The organism is Arthrobacter sp. M2012083 (assembly GCF_000281065.1).
Taxonomy (GTDB): domain Bacteria; phylum Actinomycetota; class Actinomycetes; order Actinomycetales; family Micrococcaceae; genus Arthrobacter.
The window spans coordinates 76926-98269 of record NZ_AKKK01000011.1 but is presented as its reverse complement, the minus strand read 5'-3'; the positions used below and the strand labels follow the sequence as shown (position 1 = coordinate 98269).

Sequence of the window (21344 nt, the reverse complement as noted above, 5' to 3'; positions counted from 1 at the left end):
GCCACCCACCGTCATTTCGCCCCTGTATTACCGAAGTTCAATCTCCAGGGCCTGGAAGTCGTCGGACGCGTGGCGACCCACCAACAGGCGGAACGTGCCCTGCTCAAACTGCCAGCCGCCGTCGTAATATGCAAAGGCCTTGGCCGGGATGCGTATTTCCACGCTCTCCGTGCCGGCTGGAGCCAGATGTGTCCCGGCGTAGCCAGCAAGCCAGCGAACGGGTCGCTCCACGGTGGAATCGCTACGCTCCAAGTAAACCTGGACAACTTCCCGCCCCGTGCGTGAGCCGGTGTTTCGGACCGGCACGTGCACCATAACATCGTTCCCGGCAGTGACCACCTGTGGGGCGTGGGCCTTGCCCAGTTCAAAGCTTGTGTATCCAAGGCCATAACCGAACGGCAGTGCCGGGGCAGCGCCGCCTTCGGCTTCCTGCTTGAGCCAGGCGCGGTAGCCGATATGGATTCCCTCGGAGTAGACCACCTTGCCGTCAACGGGTGTGGTGTTCAGGACGGGAACGTCTTCCAGGGCGGCGGGCCAAGTGGTGGGGAGGCGACCGCCGGGTTCTTCGGTGCCGAGCAGGATGTCGGCGATGGCGTTGCCGAATTCCTGGCCGCCGAACCAGCCCAGCAGTACTGCGCTCACCTTGTTGAGCCACGGCATGAGGACCGGCGACCCGGAGTTCACCACAACCACTGTGCGCGGGTTGGCCGCGGCTACGGCTTCCACGAGCTGGTTTTGGTATCCGGGCAGGTGAAGATCCTTGCGATCGAAGCCTTCGGATTCAATAGCGGCGTTGGTGCCCACAACCACCACTGTTATGTCGGAGTTCCGGGCAGCTTCCACTGCGGCGTCAATCTCAGTTCGCGGGTCCGCGACCACCGTTTCCTCGCCCAGCAGGATGGCCGTGAACGGAATGACCTGTTGCTCGGGCAGCCGGTACTCCGCTTCGATGCGAACATTCTGACCGGCCGCGGTTTCGATTGCGTGGACGGTCTTGGGAGGATCGAACAGGGCGGCGCCCAGGACTTCCGTGCCGTCCTCGAGCTCGCTGTCGAAGACTTCCGCTCCGTCCAGGACGAAACGGATGCGGCCCACGGTGCCAACGCCAAGGTGGTGGACGCCTTCTGTTTCGGCTGTCCAGACCGTTTCCATGCGGATGGAGGCCGCGCCGTCGGGAATTCCGATGCCAAACCAGATAAGGTGCGAGGCCAGGCGGTCTTCGCCGGAGATTTCCGTGCCATCTTCCGCCAGGAAGGTTACGCGGATTCCGGGGACATCGGAGACGGGATTATGGAGCGACGCCCGGGGGAACGGCTGGATGCCCTCGGCTACCTTGGCGCCACGCGCGTAAGTGACGGTGACGTCGTCGGGCAGCGCCTTCCGCAGGCCTTCCAGCGGCGAGACGGTGTACTTGGGCATCACGGTGGCGCTGCCGCCGCCCTGGGTGCGGGCCTCGTCGGCATTGTGGCCGACCACAGCCACACGGCTCAGCGCCTTGGCGTCCAGCGGCAGGATGCCGTTGTTACGGACCAGCACTGCGCCGCGGACAGCGACTTCACGTGCGACGGCGGCCCCGTCCAGTTGCGTCGGGAGCTCGGTGACGGCAGGCTCGAAGCCTTCGAGGGAGCCGACACGTGCGGCGAGCCGCAGGATGCGGGTGACCTTTTCCAGGATCGCCTCGCGGCTAACGCGGCCTTCGTTGACGGCAGTGAGAAGCTTGGGTCCCCAGTGGCCTACAGGGCCCGGCATTTCCAGGTCCTGGCGGGCGTTGGCAGCTTCCACCGAGCGGACGCCCGTCCAGTCGGAGACGACCACGCCGTCGAAGCCCCATTCGGTGGACAGCGGCGTTTCCAGGAGCTTGTTCTCGCTGGCGGTTGTGCCGTTGATGGAGTTGTATGAGCTCATCACCAGCCACGCCCGGGCCTCGGTGATGGCGTCCTCGAAGGCTGCCAAGTAGAGCTCGCGCAAGGGGCGTTCGTCCACCACAGAGTCCGCGGTGAAACGCTCGGTTTCAGCCTCGTTGGCCAGATAGTGCTTGGGGGTCGCACCAACGCCCATGGACTGGACTCCTGCGACATACCCGGCGGCCATGGTTGCGGTGAGCCGTGGGTCCTCACTCATGCACTCGAAGTGGCGGCCGCCCAGCGGGGAGCGGTGCAGGTTGATGGTGGGGCCCAGGACGGCGTGGACACCCTTGCGGCGGGCCTCCTGGCCCAGGACCTGCCCGTACCGGCGCGCCGTCTCGACGCTCCAGGTCGCGGACAAAGCCGACGACGACGGCAAGGAGACTGAGTCGTGGCGCTCATCAAAGTCTTCACCTCGGACCCCTGCCGGACCGTCGGACATGACCACGCGGGACAGGCCGATCTCCGGGATGGCATGCGTGGACCAAACGTCCGCGCCGGTGAGTAGCTTGACCTGCTGCTCGAGCGTCAGGCTCCGGGCCAGTTCGAGGATCCTGGCTTCCGCATCCTGAGTTCCTGCTTGAGGGGCTGTAACGGCGGCCGAGAGTGTGGGATTCATTTACTTGACTCCTTTGATACGTGTGACGAGGAGGGCTCCGACAATGCCGACAACGGCACCACCGAGGAACAACGCGGGGTAGCCACCCAGGGCGATGACAGGGAAGGCGATAGCAGGCACCAGGGATTGGGGGAGAGCCTGGGCGATGTTGAAGACGCCGAAGGTCTTGGCATTTTCTGACTGGTCGCTGGGGAGCAGGTCCGTAATGAGGGCTACGTCCACGGCGCTGAAGACGCCGAGGCCCAAGCCCAGGATCCCTTGGCCCACCAGCACCTGACCTGTGTTGGTGCTGGTAGCGATGACCACCAGGCCGCCCATCATGATCAGGGCGGAGATGATCACCATGCTTTTGCGCTTACCAAGGCGGTCGCTGATCCGGCCACCTGCGAGGCTGGTGACCACGGTGCCGGCTGAGCTCACCAAGGTTGCTTGGAACACCAAGCTGGTAACCTGCGTTTCAGCGACGTGGAGGTGGTCCGTGAAGAAGTACGGCAGGTAGAGAAGGCCGGCGCAGTAGCCCACGTAGACCAGGAATTTGGTGACCCAAGCCCACCCCAGGCCCGGGTAATCCTTGGGGTTGAAGTAGAAGGAACCCAAAATCTCCTTGAAGTTCAGCGGCGCCGGTTTCTCGGTAAGGACGCGGTCCTTGAAGGTGAAGGCAAAGGCAATGGCTATCGCCGTGCCTACAATCCCCGGGACTACCGCCATCTGCAAGGCGGTTTCGAACATCTGCGCGAAGAAAGCCGCTGCCACAAGGCCAATGGGCAACGTCATGCCGATAAGGCCGGATAGGCGTCCGCGCTCCGTGGGTCCGGCTTGGTCGGGAAGGGTTGCGACCAGAGCGGCCAGGGCGGCGTTGAAGCCCAGCTGTGCTACAACCCAAGCGATCAGAACCACACCGACTTCCGTGGCCGAACCCAACAGGAAGAGTGCTGCAAGGCCGAGGAGTGATCCACCGACAATCCAAGGTTTGCGCATGCCGAAGCGGGACATGGTGCGGTCACTGAGCCGACCGAAGAACGGGTTGGCGAGCAAGGCGACGGCAGCTCCGACGCCGGCCACGAGGCTGAGCGCACCGGCGCGAGTATCCGGGGTGGTGATCTCTGAAACCTTGATAGCGAGGACTACCAGTGCCGGGGCGAGGACGGCCATCCAGAGTCCGGCGCTCGCGATGGGCATGCCGATGACGTAGGCGCGTGAAGCGGTTTTGGGTGGGGTGCTTTCAAGCGCCCGGCTAGCGGTGTCCGCGCCTGTTACCTGCTGATTGAGATTGAGGGCCACATTGCCTCCTGGTGAACGGGTGACCCACCGTTGGGTCTTGATGGAAGACTCTAGCGACAAAAATCTAGTATGACTAGGTTTTGGGGAAAAAAGTCGAGTGATACTCGATTTTCAGACCTTCAAATAGACTGAACGGATGTCAACACCCAGGGCCCGCGGCCAATACGCCAAGGGCGCCGAACGCCGCGAACAGATCATCCAGACAGCTACGGACGTCTTTGCCACGGAGGGCTTTGAAGGTACTGCTCTCAAACGCGTCGCCGAGCTGGTAGGCGTCAAGGAAGCAACCCTGTTCCACTATTTCAAGGGCAAGCAGGAACTACTGACCGCAGTCCTGGCCGAAAGGGATCGTCGGGCACTCGCAGTTGGTGGCGAATCCGGTGTGGGCTTGAGCCACATGCCCGGCATCGCCGAGCGGAACCGCAACGAGCCCGGCCTGACCACGCTTTACGCGGTGGCCTCCGCCACTGCCAACGACCCCGGGCATGCCTCGCACGCCTACTTCAAGGACCGCTACGAGACCGTAGTGCGGGACGTCGCCGTGGACATCGAGCGGCGACAGAAGGCAGGCGAGGTACGGACCGACGTCGGGGCTGAAGCACTCGCGAGGCTGGTGGTGGCTGCTTTCGATGGTTTGCAGTTGCAGTGGCTCTACGACAAATCCGTGGACATGGCTGACGGGCTCCGGGAGCTGATCGACGTTCTGCTGGCGCCCAGGGCCGGGCATAGCGCCTGAAAACAACGACTTAACAGCGGAAGGACCGGAGCGTCGGCTCCGGTCCTTCCTTTCTCGGGCTTGGTGACTCTAGCGGCCGGTGCCGCCGTAGACGGTAGCCTCAGCGTCGCCGTCGAGCTCGAACGCATTGTGGATGGCGCGCACGGCGTCGTCCAGAGCGTCAGCGCTGGTAACTACGGAGATGCGGATTTCCGAGGTGGAGATCATATCGATGTTAATGCCGGCGTCGGAGAGGGCCTTGAAGAAAGTGGCCGAAACGCCGGGGTGCGAACGCATGCCGGCGCCGATGAGGGAAAGCTTGCCAACGTGCTCGTTGTATTCGATGCTTTCGAAGCCGATCTGGCCCTCAGCTGCTCGGAGGGCGGCAAGGGCGTCAGCGCCTTCGACGATGGGCAGGGTGAACGAAATGTCCGTGCGGCCGGTGCCGTGGGTGGATACGTTCTGGACGATCATGTCGATGTTCGAGTGTGCGTCTGCGATCACCTGGAAAATTGCAGCTGCCTTGCCGGGGATGTCCGGTACGCCCACTACTGTGACCTTGGCTTCGGACCGGTCGTGTGCAACGCCGGAGATGATTGGCTGCTCCAAGGCAACTCCCTCTTGAATAGTGAACTTTTCGTCGGCCCCGGGGATGACCCAGGTGCCTTCGTTCTGGCTGAATGACGAGCGGACGTGCAGCGGCACGCCGAAACGGCGTGCGTACTCCACGCACCGCAGGTGCAGGATCTTTGCGCCGGACGCGGCCAATTCCAGCATTTCTTCGCTGGAGATACGGTCGATCTTCTGGGCGGAGCTCACAACGCGGGGATCGGCTGTGTAGATGCCGTCCACGTCTGTGTAAATTTCGCAGACGTCAGCTTCAAGCGCGGCGGCCAAAGCAACAGCGGTAGTGTCCGAGCCGCCGCGGCCCAAAGTAGTGATTTCGTTAGTGCTGCGGCTCATGCCCTGGAAGCCAGCCACGATCGCTATATGTCCCTTGTCAAGGGCCGTGCGGATCCGGTGGGGGTCGACGTCGATAATCCGGGCCTTGCCGTGGATGCCGTCGGTAATCATGCCGGCCTGGGATCCGGTGAAGGACTGTGCGGAAGCGCCGAATTTGTTGATGGCCATGGCGAGCAGGGCCATGGAAATCCGCTCGCCTGCGGACAACAGCATGTCCATTTCGCGGGCGGGAGCTGAGTCCGTGACCTGGCTTGCGAGATCCAGGAGTTCGTCTGTGGTGTCACCCATTGCGGAGACAACAACCACAACCTCGTTGCCGGCCTTCTGCGCATCCACGACGCGCTGTGCGACCCGCTTGATGCCATCAGCATCGGCAACCGAGGAACCGCCGAACTTTTGAACGATCAGCTGCTTGGTAATGGCAGCCTCGTTGGAGAGCTCTTCGATCTTCACTTCGGTAGTGGGCATAGTCATGCGCGCACCCTCACTGCATCAATAGGGTTCGAACGCGGCATGCTGAATTCCAAATTGGAGCACGCCTGCGTAGCTTATTTGCCCAGTTTATCGCCGCGTGCAGGGCTGGTAGGAATTGTGACCACATAGCGGCCACGTGCTCTCCCTACCACCCGGCAGTGCCCGGGCCGCCCTTGAACGGACCTACAATCTGCCGGGTAATCCAGCCGCCGTAGAAGTTGCCTTCCTGGAAGGCCACCTGCTCGCCGTCGATCTCGCAGGAATCCATGTGCTCCGGGTAAAGGGCCACCCGGCTGCTGAGGGCCTCGAAACCCAGGGCCGGTTGTGGGTACGTCCAGCCGCCACGCTCAACAACCATGCCTCCGGCAACGACGTCGAAATAGCTTGCTTCTCCCTTGAACTCGCAGAAAGTGGTGCCCCCAACAGGGACCAGCACGCCGCTCCGGAAGGCATCCAACGGCACGTAGTAGACAGGCGGATGGCTGGTCTCCAGGACCCGCACAGCATTGGTGGTGTCAACAATCAGCTGACCGCCAAGCCGCACCACAACCCTTTCGGATCTCGGCTCCACCCGGGGCGGGCGCGGATAGTCCCACACCGATTCCTGACCGGGAGCTGGTTTGATGGGACGGGGGCGCCGAAAGACGCCGTTGCTGGAGACCATGAGCCATGGTGGCACGCTCGGCTGGGATCTCGCCTTGAATTCGTGAAATCGGGGCATACTCCGGGTACGCCATGAGAGCTAAGACCATCTTTGCGTACACGAAGGAAGAATGGGGCATCGGTGCGAGTTCCGGCGGTGGCGACTACAACCTGATCCGCTCCTTCTACTTCAGCCTGGCGCTGACCATCCTCATGGCGCCGGTTGCGCTGTTCTGCCTGATGGTGGAAAGCGTCCGATGACCACGCCTATGAATGGTTCTTGGCCCACCCATCGCCTCACATCCACATGACCCTGGAGTACTTCCAAACTCCGGCAACTAACGGACAACACCGCAGGGAACTAGCCCACTCGATCTAGAGGGCGCACGATCGACCGGCGTACCATCCACTTCATGAGGTTTGTGAGCGGCGATGTCCGGCGTTCGTGACCAGGAGGACGGCTCGGATCCGGGCTGGGATGAACCCGAATACGAAGTGATCGGCGGCGTCATCGACGATCATCCTTCCAGCACTGCCCGGAAGTTGGATTCGGGGCGGCCCCGCGCATCCGGAACCTACAAGATGACTGCGGGCGAGGCATGGAAGAACACCCGGAAATCCTTCACATCGTGGTGGTTCTGGTTGGCTTGCGCACTGGGGATTGCGCTCGCGTGGGGGATGGCCGCCGCACTCATTGTTTGGGGAGAGGCCAACGGCTGGTTCGAGACCGAGGTTGCAGGCGCCGTGTATTTGCTGATGGCGGCATTCCTAGCACTGGCGGCTGCCATGCTGGGTGCTGCTTGGGGCTTCCGGCATACGCAGGGGAGCATCCCTGTTCTGCTGCTGTCAGGAGCCATGAGGGGTGTGGCGTTGGCTGCGACGGGATGCGGTGCATTGCTCCTGGTGGGCCTCAGCTTCGGCGGACCAACGGCGCTGGCCGGTGCCGCCGTCGTCGTCATAGTTCTTGAAGTAGCGCTGTTCGGGCTGATCGGTGCCGGTTCGCGGAGATGCTTCGCCAAGACAGCTCCCGGTGCGGCTTTGGCTGCGGTGCTGGTGGCTTTCTTGTGCATAGGCAATGTGGTGGTCACGCTCCTGCTGATTCCCACGACCGCGGGAACAGCCCAGGTTTCCGTGCCCGTCAACGTCGAGCGCGATGACTCCGGAAGAGTCATCGCGTACGAATGCGTAGGCAGTCTTCGTCCCGTTGAGGTGGCGCACACGGATCGGATTGCCTGGCTGGCCACGTCCAACCCTGTCCTGCTCCTGGGAAGCGTGGGCGGTGAACTGGCAGCTACGGACAACCCGGTTGGGTGGATGTTGTCCGGACTGCAATGGGCTGCCGACGGTCCCTCACGCGAAGTCCCGTGCCTCGGCGGGATATCAAGTGCTGGCCTTGCGCCTTCGATCCCCGTCGCTCTGACCGGCTTGGCTCTGCAGGGGCTGCTGGCTGCGCTGGTGCTTGTTGCGGGACGCTGGCAGGCGGCCCGGCGGGCGGAGGCTAGTTCGGAGCCCGGGTCACCGGCTGGCGCACATACTCGGAAATCACGACGCCTGAGCCGAAGGCAGTCGTCGACACCTCGCTGAAGGCGCTGGGCTGGTAGGCCCCGGGCGCGAAGAGCGGGATCCCGTCACCAAAGAGCAGCGGGCTGCGTTTAAGCACAAGCCGGTCGATTTCACCGGCGAGCTGCGTTGCGAGTTGCCCGCCGCCACAAAGCCAAATCGCCTTCCCGGGCTTTGACTTCAACCGGCGTACAACGTCTACGGGGCCTTCGTCGGTAAGCGTCAAATTCGGGTGCTCGCCCGGAATGTCCGCCTCGGTGCGCGTCCGGCTAAACACTATTTGTTCGAGGTGCTGATACGGGCTGGTCATGCCCGCCGGAAGGCCCACGGCGTAGGTATTCCAACCCATCACCACCGTGTCGAACATCGTCCCGTTCCGTTGGATGCCCATGGCGTCCGCGATCACGGTAGGAATGGCGTCAGGGAAGCGTTGATTCTGTGCGGCCATGTGGTCGCCCTCCACTGGGAAGGCATCGAACTCGCCTCCGGGGCCCGCAATGTAACCATCCAGGCTTACGGCAACGTAGTAGACAAGTTCTCGCACGGGACCCCCATCGCGGCTGATGTTGTGATTGCGAGATTACAGCAAGGCGTTGCGCCTGCCCTCGAACGCGCGGCCCAAAGTGACCTCATCGGCGTATTCAAGGTCTCCACCCACGGGCAGGCCCGAAGCCAGTCGCGTTACGGTGATTCCGATCGACTTGAGCATGCGGGCAAGGTAAGTAGCCGTAGCCTCACCCTCGAGGTTGGGGTCTGTGGCGATGATGATTTCCTGGATGGCGCCGTCGTTGAGGCGTGTGAGGAGCTCACGGATGCGCAACTGCTCCGGGCCGATGCCCGCGATGGGGTTAATGGCACCACCCAGCACGTGATAGCGGCCGCGGAAGGACCGCGTGCGTTCCACGGCCAGGACGTCCTTGGACTCCTCAACGACGCAGATGACCGACGGGTCGCGGCGCTGGTCGCGGCAGATGTTGCACGTCTCCTGCTCGGTCACGTTGAAGCACACACTGCAGAACTTCACGCGTTCCTTGACCGTGGTGATGGCCGTGACCAGGCGCTTCATGTCCTCGGGGTCCGCCTCAAGGATGTGGAAAGCCAGGCGCTGCGCCGATTTGGGGCCCACACCGGGAAGCCGGCCGAGCTCATCAATCAGCTCTTGAACTGCACCTTCGTACACAATGTCCTCGTTAGGTTGAAATCAATGCTGGAGTCAGCGGGGTTGTAGGGGAGAACCGTCCAAGGCGCGCTCTTCAATCAGCTTTCCGCCCAGAATACGCTCCACCGCGGCGCGCCCAAATACCCGGGATTCCTCGATGGTTTCGTCTTCCGGGCTGGGAATGTCCTCCGCGACCGATTCTGGCTTCGCTTGGGTCCTCACCGGCGCCTGGACACGGCCCGCTTGGGCTTCGGGGCTGTTCGTTAACCGCTGATAGAGGCTTTGACGGCCAGTTGGACTGCCCGACGGCGCAGCCTCCTCGAGCGTCGCAACGGAGCCGTGCGCTTCCTCGGGTTGAGTCGCCAACGACGGCCAGGTCGCCGGGGCGTTGCTGGTTGCCGGGGCAGGCATGGATTGCGCTGCGGGCCAGCTCGACGCCGGTGCGACGTCCCAGCTGGAGCTCGGGTTCTCCTCAGCGTTGGTGGGGTGACCGTAGGTTCCGGACGTTGTTGCCGGCGCCGGTGCTTGCGCCGCGGCCGGTTCGTAGTCCGGCGAGTTTGCGGGCGTGCTTTCTTCGATGTCCCGCGCGGGTTGCGTGCCCACGTTGGATTCCGTGCCTACAACCCAGGTTCCCGGCGCCTGCTCGACTGCCCGCGACCAAGGATCGTCTGACGCGGTGGTACTCGAAGCGCGTGACGTTGTGGGTGCGGCCGGGGGTGCTGTTGTGGAGGCCTGGGGCGGTGTTGCTGCTGCGCGGGGGGTGGACGGTATTGCGGGTGCCGACGCCGTTGGGCTTGCCGACACTGAGGCAGCCGGTTGGGAACTCGCGTGGCCGTAGCCCGCCGGTGGCTCCCAATCCGCCGGAGGCTCTTCATCCAGCGGCGGGGCGTCCTCGTCGAGCGGCGGACCCCAATCATCGTCGGGGTACGAGTAGTCGCCGGAAGGCTCGGCCGCGCGGGGAGCGGCGGGAGTTGAGGCGGCTGGTGCTGGAGCGGCTGCGGGAGCGGCTGCGGTCGCGGTGGGCTCTGCTCGCGCGGGTGTGGACACCGATGGCTCGGGTGCTTCTGCTGGCGCGGATGCGGCCGGTGCAGGAGCGGGGGAAGCTACTGGCGCGGAAGCGGGCGCAAGACCCCAAGCGGAGTCGACAGCTGACACTGGTGCCGGCGCCGAAGCTGTTTCCGCAGGCGCCGACGTGACACCTGTGGCTGTCGCCCTGGGGGACCCACTGCCAGACGACGCAGGGGCGCCCACGGACGCTGCAGCAGCCGGAGTTTCCCGGCTAGTAGGTGCTTTTGGGTTTGGCTCAGAGCTCGCTGAGCTGTTGCCGCCGGCCACTGCGACGATCTGGCAGTCGATGCCGATGGTCTTATGAATCGCCTGCCGAAGATTCTCGGAGTGATCCGCACGTCCGAACGCACCCGCGAGGCCACCTGTTGTGAACGCGAGCGTCAGTACCTGTCCATCAAACTGGGCTACTTGGGCATTCGGTTCAACCAACGCCCAAGTGCTGCGCTTGATCTTGGTCAGCGTCTGCAGGACATCCGGCCAGGCTCGGCGCAGTGCTTCCACATCACCGGTGCCTCCGGGAGCGGGAACCGGAGCAGCAGCCGGCTGCGGAGCTGCAGCAGGTGTCTGGGGTGCTGCCTGCGCCGGGGAAGGCGTCGGCGCCTGGGCCGCTTGGGTCTGCTGTGCTGGCGCCGAAACGGGAGCGGCTTGAGCCGGAGCAGCCGGGGAAGGCCTATCAGCAGCCGGACGGTCCTCAACGGGCCAATCTTTGGTGGACACCCGAGGTGCTGTGATGGCATCCCGCGATCGGGCTTCGCCTGAGGGCTCGGGAACGGCGGGTACCGAAGCCGCCGCGGGCTGGGCAGCGGCCGTTTCAACAACAGCGGCCGCAGGAGCTGCGGTGGGCGCCGGGGGTGTCGAGGCGACCGGCGCAGCCTCCTGCGATGTAGCCGCGGGGGCCGGTGGGGCAGCAGCCACAGCCGGGCCGCCGCCGTCGGCCGTGTAATTCAGGCGACGTTCAACGCGGTCGATGCGGGCAGCGATGCCACGCTCGGTCTGCTCGGCGCTGGGCAGGAGGATGCGTGCGCACAGCAGTTCAAGGTGCAGGCGCGGCGACGTGGCACCGGTCATCTCAGTCAGCGCCGTGTTGGTGACATCCGCAGCCCGGGACAGCTCGGCCGCGCCCAGGTTGGTTGCCTGATTGCGCATGCGGGCAATCTGGTCTGCCGGCATGCCGCGAAGAATGGCCTGTGCGCTCTCGGGCATTGCCTGGACGATGATGAGGTCGCGGAATCGTTCCAAGAGGTCCTCGACGAAACGCCGGGGATCGTGGCCGGTCTGGATGACGCGGTCCACGGCTTTGAAAACCACCGCGGCGTCGGACGCTGCAACAGCATCCACAATGTCATCGAGCAACGAAGCGTGGGTGTAGCCGAGCAGCGCCACAGCGAGCTCGTAGTCCAGGCCGTTGGGACCGGCGCCGGCCATGAGCTGGTCCAGGACGGACAAGGTGTCACGAACGGAGCCACCACCTGCACGGATGACGAGCGAGAGAACACCGGGAGCCACAGGAACGTTCTCCTGCTGGCAAAGGAGCTCGAGGTACTGCATGAGCGGCTCGGGCGGCACCAAACGGAACGGGTAGTGGTGTGTACGGGATCGGATGGTCCCGATAACCTTGTCCGGCTCCGTGGTGGCGAAGATGAACTTGATGTGCTCCGGCGGCTCTTCAACGATCTTGAGAAGCGCATTGAAGCCTGCCGACGTGACCATGTGGGCCTCGTCAATGATGAAGATCTTGTAGCGGTCGCGGACGGGGGCGAAGGTTGCGCGCTCGCGGAGATCGCGGGCGTCGTCCACGCCACCGTGGCTGGCGGCGTCAATCTCGATGACATCCAGCGAGCCGGAGCCGCCGCGTGCGAGTTCGACGCAACTGGGGCACTTTCCACAGGGAGTGTCAGTGGGACCTTCGGCGCAATTGAGGCAGCGTGCAAGGATGCGCGCGGACGTGGTCTTGCCGCAACCGCGGGGGCCGGAGAAGAGGTAGGCGTGGTTCACGCGGTTCTTGCGGAGCGCCGTCATCAGCGGCTCCGTGACGTGTTCCTGCCCGATAACGTCCGCGAAAGAGTCCGGGCGATACCTTCGATACAGGGCAGTTGTAACAGTCACAAGTGAAACCTACCTATAGAGACTGACATTTAAATAAGTGACCCCTCATGCACCCGCCAGAGCCCATCTACCCTTGCTACCTTCCGGTCCTGGGGGAGTTCAACAGGATGACGCCACATGAGGGGCCGTCGACAAGCTTACCCGAACTTGGGTTGGGGTTCGAATCGGCTGGAAGGCCTGTGGATAAGGCTCGACGGCGGGTGGCTGGGCTGCGCGACTTATCGCCAGCTCTTCACCGGCCACGTCATGAAAGCCGGCTCCTCGTAGGGGTGCGCCATCCGCAAAGCCCGCACCACGCCGTCGAGCATGTCCTCCTGAACAAGGCACTCAACCCGGGTTTCGGGCACCTGTTCCTCGATCCCCACCTCACCAACAAAGGGGCGCGCACCCGGCAGCGGCGTGAAGCGGCCAGTGCCGGGTGAAGTAAAGGCGCAGTGGGAGTAGTCGCCGATTCGCCCGGCGCCCGCATCGCCCATGGCCAGGAGGACTTCCTCGATATGCGTCTCAGGAACGTAGGCAACCAGGGTGTGGAGTTGATCCATAAGCACATCCTGTCAATAAACTTCGGCTACAAACAGGTCTCAGCCATTGCAAAACGCGGGACCGCAGCGGACGATGGGTATGTACACCGATTGGGGCAATCTCAAGGTTGTGAGCTGCGGGGCCTGGGAGCGAGGGGCCGGACCCGGCAGCTCAACGGTGATACCGCAAGAATGGGCGCGTTGGGGGCGTCCATTTTTCCGTTAAGGAGCGATTCCCGGAGGTCCCCCGGAAGGGGGCGCTTCAGGCCGATTACACGATGCCGAAATTCTCAGGTACAGTAGTATCTGCTTTCGAATCGGAAGCAAGGAGAATTCGCCTAGCGGCCTATGGCGCACGCCTGGAACGCGTGTTGGGTTAACGCCCTCGGGGGTTCAAATCCCCCATTCTCCGCGTTTGGCCCCGGTCTTCGGACCGGGGCCTTTTGCGTTCCCGGAAGTTAGTCGGCGTCCGCATGCTGCTCGGCATCCTGCTGCTGTTTTGCCGCGACCCTCTCCAGCACTTCGCGGCAGGCTGCGGTTGCGGGATGAATGCGGCCGGCCGTCCTGGTGGACGTAAAGACGGTTCGCTTCGGAAGGCCGGGGAGGTCCAGGAGTTGGACAGTGCGGGTCCTCCCGGTCCAGACGAGGTCCGGCATGAGGGCCACGGCATTCCCGGATTCAATGAGGCGGATCTGGGCTTGGAGGTCGGCCGTTTCGTAGCGGACATCCGGTTCGAAGCCCGCCGAGCGGCACGCCTGCTCGGCCCAATGCCTGGAAGCGGCGCCGCGAGGCTCCATGACCCACGGCATTGAAGCGGTATCCGCAAGCGAAGAAACAGTTTCCCCACCCAGTCCCACCGGTGGAGTGGCCAGGCGGATGGCGTCGCTGGTGAGGATCACGCGGTCCAAGCCGCTGTGATGCGGGGCGGCGTGGCCCGGGTATTGCTCCGCCACCACGAGATCGAAGTCCCGCGCCCAGGTCTCGTCAAGTGCGGTCTCAGGCTCGCGTTGCGTCATCTCGACGCGGACCTCGGGATACTCCTGGCGCATGATGCTGAGGAAATCCGGAAGCAACGCCAGCGCGGCGGACTGGAAGACGGCGAGCCGGACGGTGCCTGTGACCATGGAAAGCGAGGCTGCGAGCTCGGTCTCCGCCCGCTCCAAGGTTTCCAGCAGTGCCGCGGTGTGAGCCACGAGGATCTCCGCCTGAGGGGTCAACTGCACCCGCCGCCCGGCTTTGCGCAGCAGTTCCACGCCCGCTTCCTTCTCCAGCAAGGTCAGCTGCTGGGACACCGATGAAGGGCTGTACTGCATTGCGTCGGCCACTTCCGCGAGGGTTCCGCGGATCTTCAATTCGTGCAGTAAACGCAGCCTGCGGACGTCCAGCAAGGCGGCCTCCAAAGGTTCGGAATGGGTAATGAATATTCGTCAGAAAAGATCGCTTTTCCTAACGTGATTGTAGATCCATACTGATGGAAACAAACAAACTTCTCCGCCTCAGAAGGAGCCCCCATGACCAGCACCCTCCCGGATGCCACCGCCCCGCGCACCCAGGATTCCGGGCAGTTCGATGCTTTGGCTCAGGAAGCCATCGCCTTGGTCCGCCACTGGCTTACCGAAGCCAGCAAGGTCCCCGTCGATGTGTCAGCGCAGCGCCTCGCGGGCGTCCTGAAGGACCCGAACGGCCTTGACTTCACTGTGGGATTCGTCGACGGCGTCATCCGCCCCGAGGACCTGTCGGTCGCCGGCCGCAAACTCGCCGAGCTGGCCCCGAAGGTGCCCAAGTTCCTCCCGTGGTACATGCGCAGCGCTGTCCGCGTGGGTGGCGTCATGGCTCCGATCGTCCCGCAGGTAGTCATCCCGATCGCCCGCCGCGTGCTCCGCGAAATGGTGGGCCACCTGATCGTGGACGCCACGGACGCCAAGCTCGGCCCGGCCATTGCCAAGATCCGTCAGGACGGCGTTCACCTGAACGTGAACCTGCTCGGCGAAGCAGTCTTGGGCGAACACGAAGCGCAGCGCCGACTGGATGGAACGCTGAAGCTCCTTGCCCGCGAAGACGTGGACTACGTTTCCATCAAGGAATCCTCCACCGTGGCACCGCACTCCCCGTGGGCCTTCGACGAAGCCGTGGACCACGTGGTGGAGAAGCTCACCCCGCTGTATCGCCTGGCTGCGTCCTTCCCCAAGCCCAAGTTCATCAACCTGGACATGGAGGAATACAAAGACCTCAGCATGACCATCGCGGTGTTCAAGCGCATCCTGGACATGCCCGAGTTCAAGAACCTTGAAGCCGGCATCGTCCTCCAGGCCTACCTCCCGGACGCCCTTGGCGCCATGCAGGAGCTGCAGGAATGGGCCACCGCACGCCGCGCACAGGGTGGCGCTCCCATCAAGGTCCGCGTGGTCAAGGGAGCCAACCTTCCCATGGAGCAGGTTGAAGCTTCCCTGCACGACTGGCCGCTGGCTACCTGGGGAACCAAGCAGGACTCCGACACCAGCTACAAAAACGTCATCAACTACGCCCTCACCCCGGAACGCATTGACGCCGTCCGCATCGGCGTCGCGGGCCACAACCTGTTCGACGTCGCCTTCGCGTGGCTGCTGGCCAAAGAACGCGGCATTGCCCAGCAGGGCCCGAAAGCCATCGAATTCGAGATGCTTCTGGGCATGGCAACGGGCCAGGCCACAGCAGTCCGTCAGGACGTCGGCAGCCTCCTGCTCTACACACCGGTAGTCCACCCGGGCGAGTTCGACGTCGCCATCGCCTACTTGATCCGCCGCCTCGAAGAGGGTGCCAGCCAGGAAAACTTCATGTCCGCAGTCTTTGAGCTGAGCGAGAATGAAGCCCTCTTCAAGCGCGAACAGCAGCGCTTCCTTGATTCCCTCGCCGGAATGACGGACGAAGTTCCTGGACCCAACCGCCAGCAGGACCGCCGCCTCCCCGCGGATCCGGCACCGCTCGAGGGCTTCAGCAACACCCCGGACACCGACCCGGCACTCCCTGCCAACCGCGCCTGGGGCCGCGACATCCTCAAGCGCATCCCCGGCTCCACCGCGGGCAACAAGATCGTGGAGTCCACCAAGGTCTCCGACGCTGCCGAACTGGATCGCATCATCGCCACCGCCGTGGACCACGGCAAGGCCTGGGGTGCCCGCCCGGCAGCCGAGCGTGCAGCCATCCTGCACCGCGCCGGCGACATCCTCGAGGCGCGCCGTGCGGAGCTTCTTGAGGTTATGGCTTCCGAAACCGGCAAGACCATCGACCAAGGCGATCCCGAGGTCAGCGAAGCAATCGACTTCGCGCACTACTACGCCGAGCGCGCCAAGGACCTGGAAACGGTCGACGGCGCCACGTTCGTTCCCGCGAACCTCACCGTTGTGACCCCGCCGTGGAACTTCCCGGTGGCGATCCCCGCAGGCTCGACGCTCGCAGCGCTCGCCTCAGGGTCCGCCGTCGTGATCAAGCCTGCAAAGCAGGCCCGCCGCTCCGGTTCCGTCATGGTGGATGCACTCTGGGAAGCCGGCGTGCCGCGTGAAGTGCTGGCACTGGTGCAGCTCGAAGAGCGCGAACTCGGCACCCAGCTGGTTTCGCACCCGAGCGTTGACCGCGTCATCCTCACCGGTGGCTACGAAACCGCTGAACTGTTCCGTTCCTTCCGCCAGGACCTGCCGCTGCTCGCGGAAACGTCCGGCAAGAACGCCATCATCGTCACCCCCAGTGCCGACCTGGACCTCGCTGCCAAGGACGTTGTGTACTCGGCATTCGGCCACGCCGGCCAGAAGTGCTCCGCTGCTTCTCTGGTGATCCTCGTGGGCTCCGTGGCGAAGAGCGCCCGCTTCCACAACCAGCTGATCGATGCCGCACGCTCCCTGACGGTTGGCTACCCGGAGAACGCCACCACGCAGATGGGGCCGATCATCGAGCCGGCCAACGGAAAGCTCCTCAACGCCCTCACCACCCTGGGCGACGGCGAGACCTGGGCCATCAAGCCCGAGCGCCTCGACGAAACCGGCCGCTTGTGGTCCCCGGGCATCCGTTCCGGCGTCAAGCGGGGCTCCTACTTCCACCTGACGGAGTTCTTCGGTCCGGTCCTGGGCGTGATGACCGCAGAGACCCTCGAGGAAGCCATCGCCATCCAGAACGAGATCGAGTACGGCCTCACCGCCGGCCTCCACTCCCTGGACTCCGCGGAAATGGGCGTCTGGTTGGACACCATCCAGGCCGGAAACCTATACGTCAACCGTGGCATCACCGGTGCGATCGTCCAGCGCCAGCCGTTCGGTGGATGGAAGAAGTCCGCAGTCGGCGCCGGAACCAAGGCCGGTGGACCGAACTACCTCATCGGCCTGGGCAGCTGGCTCCCCGCCGAGGCCAAGGCCAAGCGCGGCACGATGCTCCAGGGTGCTGCCGCACAGATTCTCTCGGCCGCAAAGTCCGCGGACGTGTCCGCTGAAGAACTCCAGACCCTCCAACAGTCACTCTTCAGTGACGCAGCGGCCTGGGAATCCGAGTTCGGCACGCGCAAGGATGTCTCCGCCCTGTCCGCAGAGCGCAACGTCTTCCGCTACCGCTCCCTCCCCGTCACCATCCGCCTCTCCGAAGGCGAGCGACCCGCTGAGCTGCTCCGTGTTGTAGCAGCCGGTGCAGTGGCGGGTTCGAAGCTCACGGTGAGCTCCGCCGTCGTACTTCCCGACGCCGTGGTGACCGTGTTCGCGAACCTGGGCGTCAGCGTCCGGATCGAGGACGACGCCGCGTGGCTGGCCCGTGCGGCCAAGTTCGACGCTGGCCGGATCCGCCTGATCGGTGGCGACTTCGCCGCACTAAGCGCGGCAATGGGTGGCCGTCCGGACGTCGCGGTCTACCACGGTGCTGTGACCCAGGCCGGCCGGATCGAGATGCTGCCGTTCCTCCGCGAGCAGGCCGTGTCCATCACCGCCCACCGCTTCGGCACGCCGAACCACCTGTCGGATCACCTGATCTAGGCCATGTGCGCCGAGGCATGAAAAACAGCCGGGCAGGGACGGATTCATTCCGTCCCTGCCCGGCTGTTTTGTATGTCAGCGTGGCGCCAAGGTTGGTGGAGGCCGTCACACCAGCCGCGCTTGCACCGACGTCCGGCGTGGAAGAGCCGGGCTTGGACGGCCCGTTCGATGGCGGCAGGAGAAGAGCCGGAGGATGCATGCGGGGAAACACCACTTGAGCTGGCTAGCCCCGCTCAACCGGGACCACCGGATCGGTATGGGGTCAGCGGGATGACGTCTTGAAATCCTAAAGCTTAACGAGACAACTAAGCGCTGGGTCCGGACAGGTCTGTGACTTTCGGCGCTAAATGGCGGTCTTTTTGCGGCGCTATTTGGCGCGTTCCTAGCAGTAGGCGCCGCGCCGGTCTTCAGATGGTGCGCCTTTGGAGCTCGCGGTACACCGTGGTCCGTGACACCCGGAACAGCCCTGCCAGTTCGGCCTGCGTATGCTCGCCGGCGTCATGCAGTGTCAGAAGGTGCTTCCGCTGTGTCTTGGACAACTTTGGCTGCTTGCCTTTTAGCCGCCCCTTGGCTCTTGCTACCGCCATGCCCTCGCGGGTGCGCATCCGGATCAGATCCGCCTCAAACTCGGCCACCATTCCCAGGACGTTGAACAGCAGACGGCCTACCGGGTCAGTTGGGTCGTGGGTGCTTCCACCGAGACTAAGCACAACGCCCTTAGCCGTCAGCTCATCGGCAATGTCGCTGGCATCAGATAGAGAGCGCGCCAGCCGGTCGAGCTTGGTCACCACGAGCGTATCGCCGGCCCGGCAGGCCGCCATTGCTTCACGGAGACCTGGGCGCACACGATTCGCTCCCGTGAGTCCGTTGATCAACGAAGATCTAGATCTCTTCCACACCCAAAGCAACGAGGGCATTGCGTTGGGCTGTGAGGTCCTGGTCGTTCGTCGAGACCCGTGCATAACCGATCTTCATTCCAGTCATAAGGAACATGGTTGCAGTAATCCCCCCTCGGATTCTGTTGATCGAAGCAACACCCAATCAAGGGAGTTCCTTCGATGTATCAACACTTCGATTCGCCTACCGGTGTTAGGTTTCTTGCCTTCATCAAGGAAGGCAAGAGTTTCAGAGAGTCAGTACGGGTGGCCGGAGTCGGTAAGGAGACCGGTTACCGGTGGTTGCGTGATGAGTACCTCCGATTCCGCAGCGAAGGCCTCGACCACGTAGCTGCCCAGACAGAACTGGGGTTCATCTCGCGCAATGCCGAGAAATGGAATGAACTCTTCCTGAGAGGCTCCGGGCGCCATCACTTCCAAGTCGATGCAGTCGTTGAGGAGGCGTTCTGGTCCTGCTATTCCTCCGGCATGAGCGTATTGGCTGCTGCCGGATCGGCAGGCGTAAAGCATACGACTGGGTACCGGTGGGTCTACCGTCGTTTCATCATCTTGCGAAGCCGGCTGCCTCTGGCGGAGGTTGTAAACCTTTTACAACTGTCGCCGAGGACCTCCCTCAGGTGGGAATCCCAGCGGAAAAGAGAACTGGAAGTCGAGAAAGCACGCCTGCTGAAAGCCGAGCGGGACGCGATTCGGACCGCGAGGATCGTTGCCGAGAGGGTTGCAGCTCCTATGTCTCCAGCACAAAAGCGACGCGCGTTACGGGAGACACGATATTGGGAGTTGGTGGGCTCCGGTGCTTCCAATGCTGCCGCCTGCAGGATGTTGGGCGTGAGCAGGAATATCGGGACAAGGCTTCGGAATCAGAGGGCGCAACAGCCACGGGCTCGCCTTAAACCTCCGTCGGGCAGGTACTTGTGCCTGCGCGAAAGGCTTCAAATGGCAGATCTGCTCCGCATGGGATGTTCCCTGCGTCAGATTGGCAGGGAGCTGGGGAGGCATGCGTCGACCATCAAACGGGAGCTTGACCGGCACCGTGATCCCCGGGGGCGCTACTTGCCGCATACAGCCGATCACGATGCGCGCAGCCAGCGGCGTCGGCCGAGGGAGCGGAAATTGCAGGCTAATCCGCGCTTGCACGCACTGGTACAAACAAAGCTAACCAGTCACTGGTCCCCAGAGCAGATCTGCGGGTGGCTAGCACTGGAATTTGCCGCTGAACCAGCGCTGCGGCTCTGTCCGGAGACGATCTACCAAGCACTATTATTCGGCGATCATGGCGGGCTAAGCACGGCCGGCAAGCCACGCCTGCGCACAGGGCGAAAGATCCGTAAGCACCGCTGGCGGACAGGATCGGGCCATGGTTCCGTCGTGAAGACCATGACGATGATTCACGAAAGACCGCCAGAGGTCGAGACCAAAATAGAGGCCGGCCACTGGGAAGGTGATCTCATCGTGGGGGTTGGTTCCGCATCCGCTATGGTCACCTTACGCGAACGCAAGACCCACTACGGAATCATCGTCAACCTCCCAAACGGACACACCGCGGCCCAGACCAACCAAGCGATCGTCACTGCCTTTTCAGCCTTACCGGCTCACCTGAAGCAGACACTGACCTGGGACCAAGGCGTGGAAATGGCCCGTCACCAGGAACTAGCTGCCGCCACCGGACTTCGGATCTATTTCGCGGAGCGGTCCAGCCCTTGGCAACGCGGCGCGAATGAAAACTTCAATGGACTCGCGCGCCAATACTTCCCTAAAGGCACGGATCTCTCCGTCCATTCAGAGGACCACGTCAAACAGGTCTGCGCCGAGCTGAACAGCAGGCCACGCAAAAGCCTCGGCTACCGCACCCCGGCAGCAATCTTCCAATTCTCGACGGATGGATAGGCTCCCAGACCAGGAGCCTCCAGCTGCCGACGCCTCTCTCGCGTTCCGTCAGTCTGCGCCCATTCTCCGGTTCACAACGTGGGCTGCAGTGGCAGCACTCTTCAGTAAATCTTCAAGGCGATTCCTAAAAGACTGTTCTGCGCCGAAAAAAGTTCGGTCCGTCAAACGCCACCCGAAAGTGTCAAAAGCGCGTGCCTGAAGCTTGCACCCGTCATCGATTGCTGTCGCCGTAACCTCCAGGGCAACTGGAAGGACATTTTCGCCTGAAAGGAGGTTTCCGAGGATCCTATAAACCCAATTAGAGCCAGCACGGATACGTACCGCTCCGCCGTCGATTTCAACCTTCGCGCGTGACTTAGCGGATGATCTCGCAATGGCTTCGATGGCGGCGTTGGCACCTAAGGGTGATCGCCAGTGCTCAGTTATCTCCACAATTGGTTTTCCCTTGAAACCATCAACGCCCACGACAAAGCCCCCTTCAATGCGGCAGGACGTGGTCTTTGGACGTCCCGGTACCGAATTTACAGGGGATCTTTCTAATAAGGGATAACCTCTTTGCGCAGC

Annotated in this window: 14 protein-coding genes, 1 tRNA gene, 1 other RNA gene and 1 pseudogene; 6 read left to right on the top strand and 11 right to left on the bottom strand. The window is 63.3% G+C overall.

Annotation, left to right across the window (positions count from 1 at the left end):
- Positions 1-27: 27 nt before the first annotated feature.
- Complete coding sequence (locus A477_RS0107310) at positions 28-2523, bottom strand: beta-glucosidase family protein (RefSeq protein ID WP_017198363.1); 2496 nt, start codon at positions 2521-2523, stop codon at positions 28-30.
- Positions 2524-3804: an MFS transporter gene (locus A477_RS0107305; RefSeq protein ID WP_044568482.1), complete on the bottom strand. Its 1281-nt coding sequence runs from the start codon at positions 3802-3804 to the stop codon at positions 2524-2526.
- Positions 3805-3940: 136 nt separating this feature from the next.
- Here A477_RS0107305 and A477_RS0107300 point away from each other — a divergent pair, with 136 nt between their 5' ends.
- Positions 3941-4540, top strand: coding sequence for a TetR/AcrR family transcriptional regulator (locus A477_RS0107300; protein ID WP_017198361.1), 600 nt, complete (start codon positions 3941-3943; stop codon positions 4538-4540).
- 69 nt (positions 4541-4609) lie between these two features.
- On the opposite strand, the gene A477_RS0107295 is transcribed toward A477_RS0107300, so the two are convergent.
- Positions 4610-5956: an aspartate kinase gene (locus A477_RS0107295; protein ID WP_026005424.1), complete on the bottom strand. Its 1347-nt coding sequence runs from the start codon at positions 5954-5956 to the stop codon at positions 4610-4612.
- 145 nt (positions 5957-6101) lie between these two features.
- The gene (locus tag A477_RS0107290) at positions 6102-6620 is read right to left on the bottom strand and encodes a DUF427 domain-containing protein (RefSeq protein WP_026005423.1); all 519 of its coding nucleotides are present in this window, start codon (positions 6618-6620) and stop codon (positions 6102-6104) included.
- A 71-nt stretch (positions 6621-6691) separates the two neighbouring features.
- Between A477_RS0107290 and A477_RS23275 the strand changes: the two genes are divergently transcribed.
- Together A477_RS23275 and A477_RS0107280 are read left to right on the top strand one after the other, a co-directional pair.
- Entirely contained in the window at positions 6692-6859 is a 168-nt protein-coding gene (locus A477_RS23275) for a hypothetical protein (RefSeq protein ID WP_017198358.1), read from the top strand.
- 171 nt (positions 6860-7030) lie between these two features.
- Positions 7031-8182 carry a hypothetical protein gene (locus tag A477_RS0107280; RefSeq protein WP_017198357.1) on the top strand — a complete coding sequence of 384 codons (1152 nt, stop codon included), beginning with the start codon at positions 7031-7033 and terminating at the stop codon, positions 8180-8182.
- On the opposite strand, the gene A477_RS0107275 is transcribed toward A477_RS0107280, so the two are convergent.
- From A477_RS0107275 to A477_RS0107260, 5 genes are all read right to left on the bottom strand, one after another.
- On the bottom strand, positions 8097-8702 hold the full coding sequence (locus A477_RS0107275; protein WP_026005422.1) for a dihydrofolate reductase family protein: 606 nt from the start codon (positions 8700-8702) through the stop codon (positions 8097-8099). The two genes, A477_RS0107280 and A477_RS0107275, sit on opposite strands and share 86 nt — an antisense overlap.
- 36 nt (positions 8703-8738) lie before the next feature.
- A complete protein-coding gene (gene recR / locus A477_RS0107270; protein ID WP_017198356.1) occupies positions 8739-9338 on the bottom strand; it encodes a recombination mediator RecR in 600 nt (199 codons plus the stop codon).
- 33 nt (positions 9339-9371) lie between these two features.
- Positions 9372-12491, bottom strand: a complete 3120-nt coding sequence (locus A477_RS0107265; RefSeq protein ID WP_083848031.1) for a DNA polymerase III subunit gamma and tau — start codon at positions 12489-12491, stop codon at positions 9372-9374.
- Between the two features lie 33 nt (positions 12492-12524).
- Positions 12525-12621, bottom strand: an RNA gene (ffs, locus tag A477_RS22945) — signal recognition particle sRNA small type.
- Between the two features lie 88 nt (positions 12622-12709).
- Complete coding sequence (locus A477_RS0107260) at positions 12710-13033, bottom strand: YqfO family protein (RefSeq protein WP_017198354.1); 324 nt, start codon at positions 13031-13033, stop codon at positions 12710-12712.
- Positions 13034-13339: 306 nt separating this feature from the next.
- Between A477_RS0107260 and A477_RS0107255 the strand changes: the two genes are divergently transcribed.
- Positions 13340-13424: transfer RNA gene (locus A477_RS0107255), tRNA-Ser, on the top strand.
- Between the two features lie 46 nt (positions 13425-13470).
- Here A477_RS0107255 and A477_RS0107250 read toward each other — a convergent pair.
- A complete protein-coding gene (locus A477_RS0107250) occupies positions 13471-14400 on the bottom strand; it encodes a LysR family transcriptional regulator (RefSeq protein ID WP_017198353.1) in 930 nt (309 codons plus the stop codon).
- 123 nt (positions 14401-14523) lie between these two features.
- Here A477_RS0107250 and A477_RS0107245 point away from each other — a divergent pair, with 123 nt between their 5' ends.
- Positions 14524-17997 carry a bifunctional proline dehydrogenase/L-glutamate gamma-semialdehyde dehydrogenase gene (locus tag A477_RS0107245; protein WP_017198352.1) on the top strand — a complete coding sequence of 1158 codons (3474 nt, stop codon included), beginning with the start codon at positions 14524-14526 and terminating at the stop codon, positions 17995-17997.
- A gap of 407 nt (positions 17998-18404) precedes the next feature.
- On the opposite strand, the pseudogene A477_RS22170 reads toward A477_RS0107245, so the two are convergent.
- Positions 18405-18981: pseudogene (locus A477_RS22170) on the bottom strand (recombinase family protein).
- A gap of 74 nt (positions 18982-19055) precedes the next feature.
- On the opposite strand from A477_RS22170, the gene A477_RS22165 reads away from it, so the two are divergent.
- Positions 19056-20780: an IS30 family transposase gene (locus tag A477_RS22165; RefSeq protein ID WP_017198351.1), complete on the top strand. Its 1725-nt coding sequence runs from the start codon at positions 19056-19058 to the stop codon at positions 20778-20780.
- Positions 20781-21344: the final 564 nt, after the last annotated feature.

What these genes read in the sequence shown, in the direction of transcription:
- A477_RS0107295 (WP_026005424.1), bottom strand. Translation starts at nt 5,956, where the DNA reads ATGACTATGCCCACTACCGAAGTGAAGATCGAAGAGCTCTCCAACGAG.
- A477_RS0107310 (WP_017198363.1), bottom strand. Translation starts at nt 2,523, where the DNA reads ATGAATCCCACACTCTCGGCCGCCGTTACAGCCCCTCAAGCAGGAACT.
- A477_RS0107280 (WP_017198357.1), top strand. Translation starts at nt 7,031, where the DNA reads ATGTCCGGCGTTCGTGACCAGGAGGACGGCTCGGATCCGGGCTGGGAT.
- A477_RS0107260 (WP_017198354.1), bottom strand. Translation starts at nt 13,033, where the DNA reads ATGGATCAACTCCACACCCTGGTTGCCTACGTTCCTGAGACGCATATC.
- A477_RS22165 (WP_017198351.1), top strand. Translation starts at nt 19,056, where the DNA reads ATGTATCAACACTTCGATTCGCCTACCGGTGTTAGGTTTCTTGCCTTC.
- A477_RS23275 (WP_017198358.1), top strand. Translation starts at nt 6,692, where the DNA reads ATGAGAGCTAAGACCATCTTTGCGTACACGAAGGAAGAATGGGGCATC.
- A477_RS0107245 (WP_017198352.1), top strand. Translation starts at nt 14,524, where the DNA reads ATGACCAGCACCCTCCCGGATGCCACCGCCCCGCGCACCCAGGATTCC.
- A477_RS0107300 (WP_017198361.1), top strand. Translation starts at nt 3,941, where the DNA reads ATGTCAACACCCAGGGCCCGCGGCCAATACGCCAAGGGCGCCGAACGC.
- A477_RS0107290 (WP_026005423.1), bottom strand. Translation starts at nt 6,620, where the DNA reads ATGGTCTCCAGCAACGGCGTCTTTCGGCGCCCCCGTCCCATCAAACCA.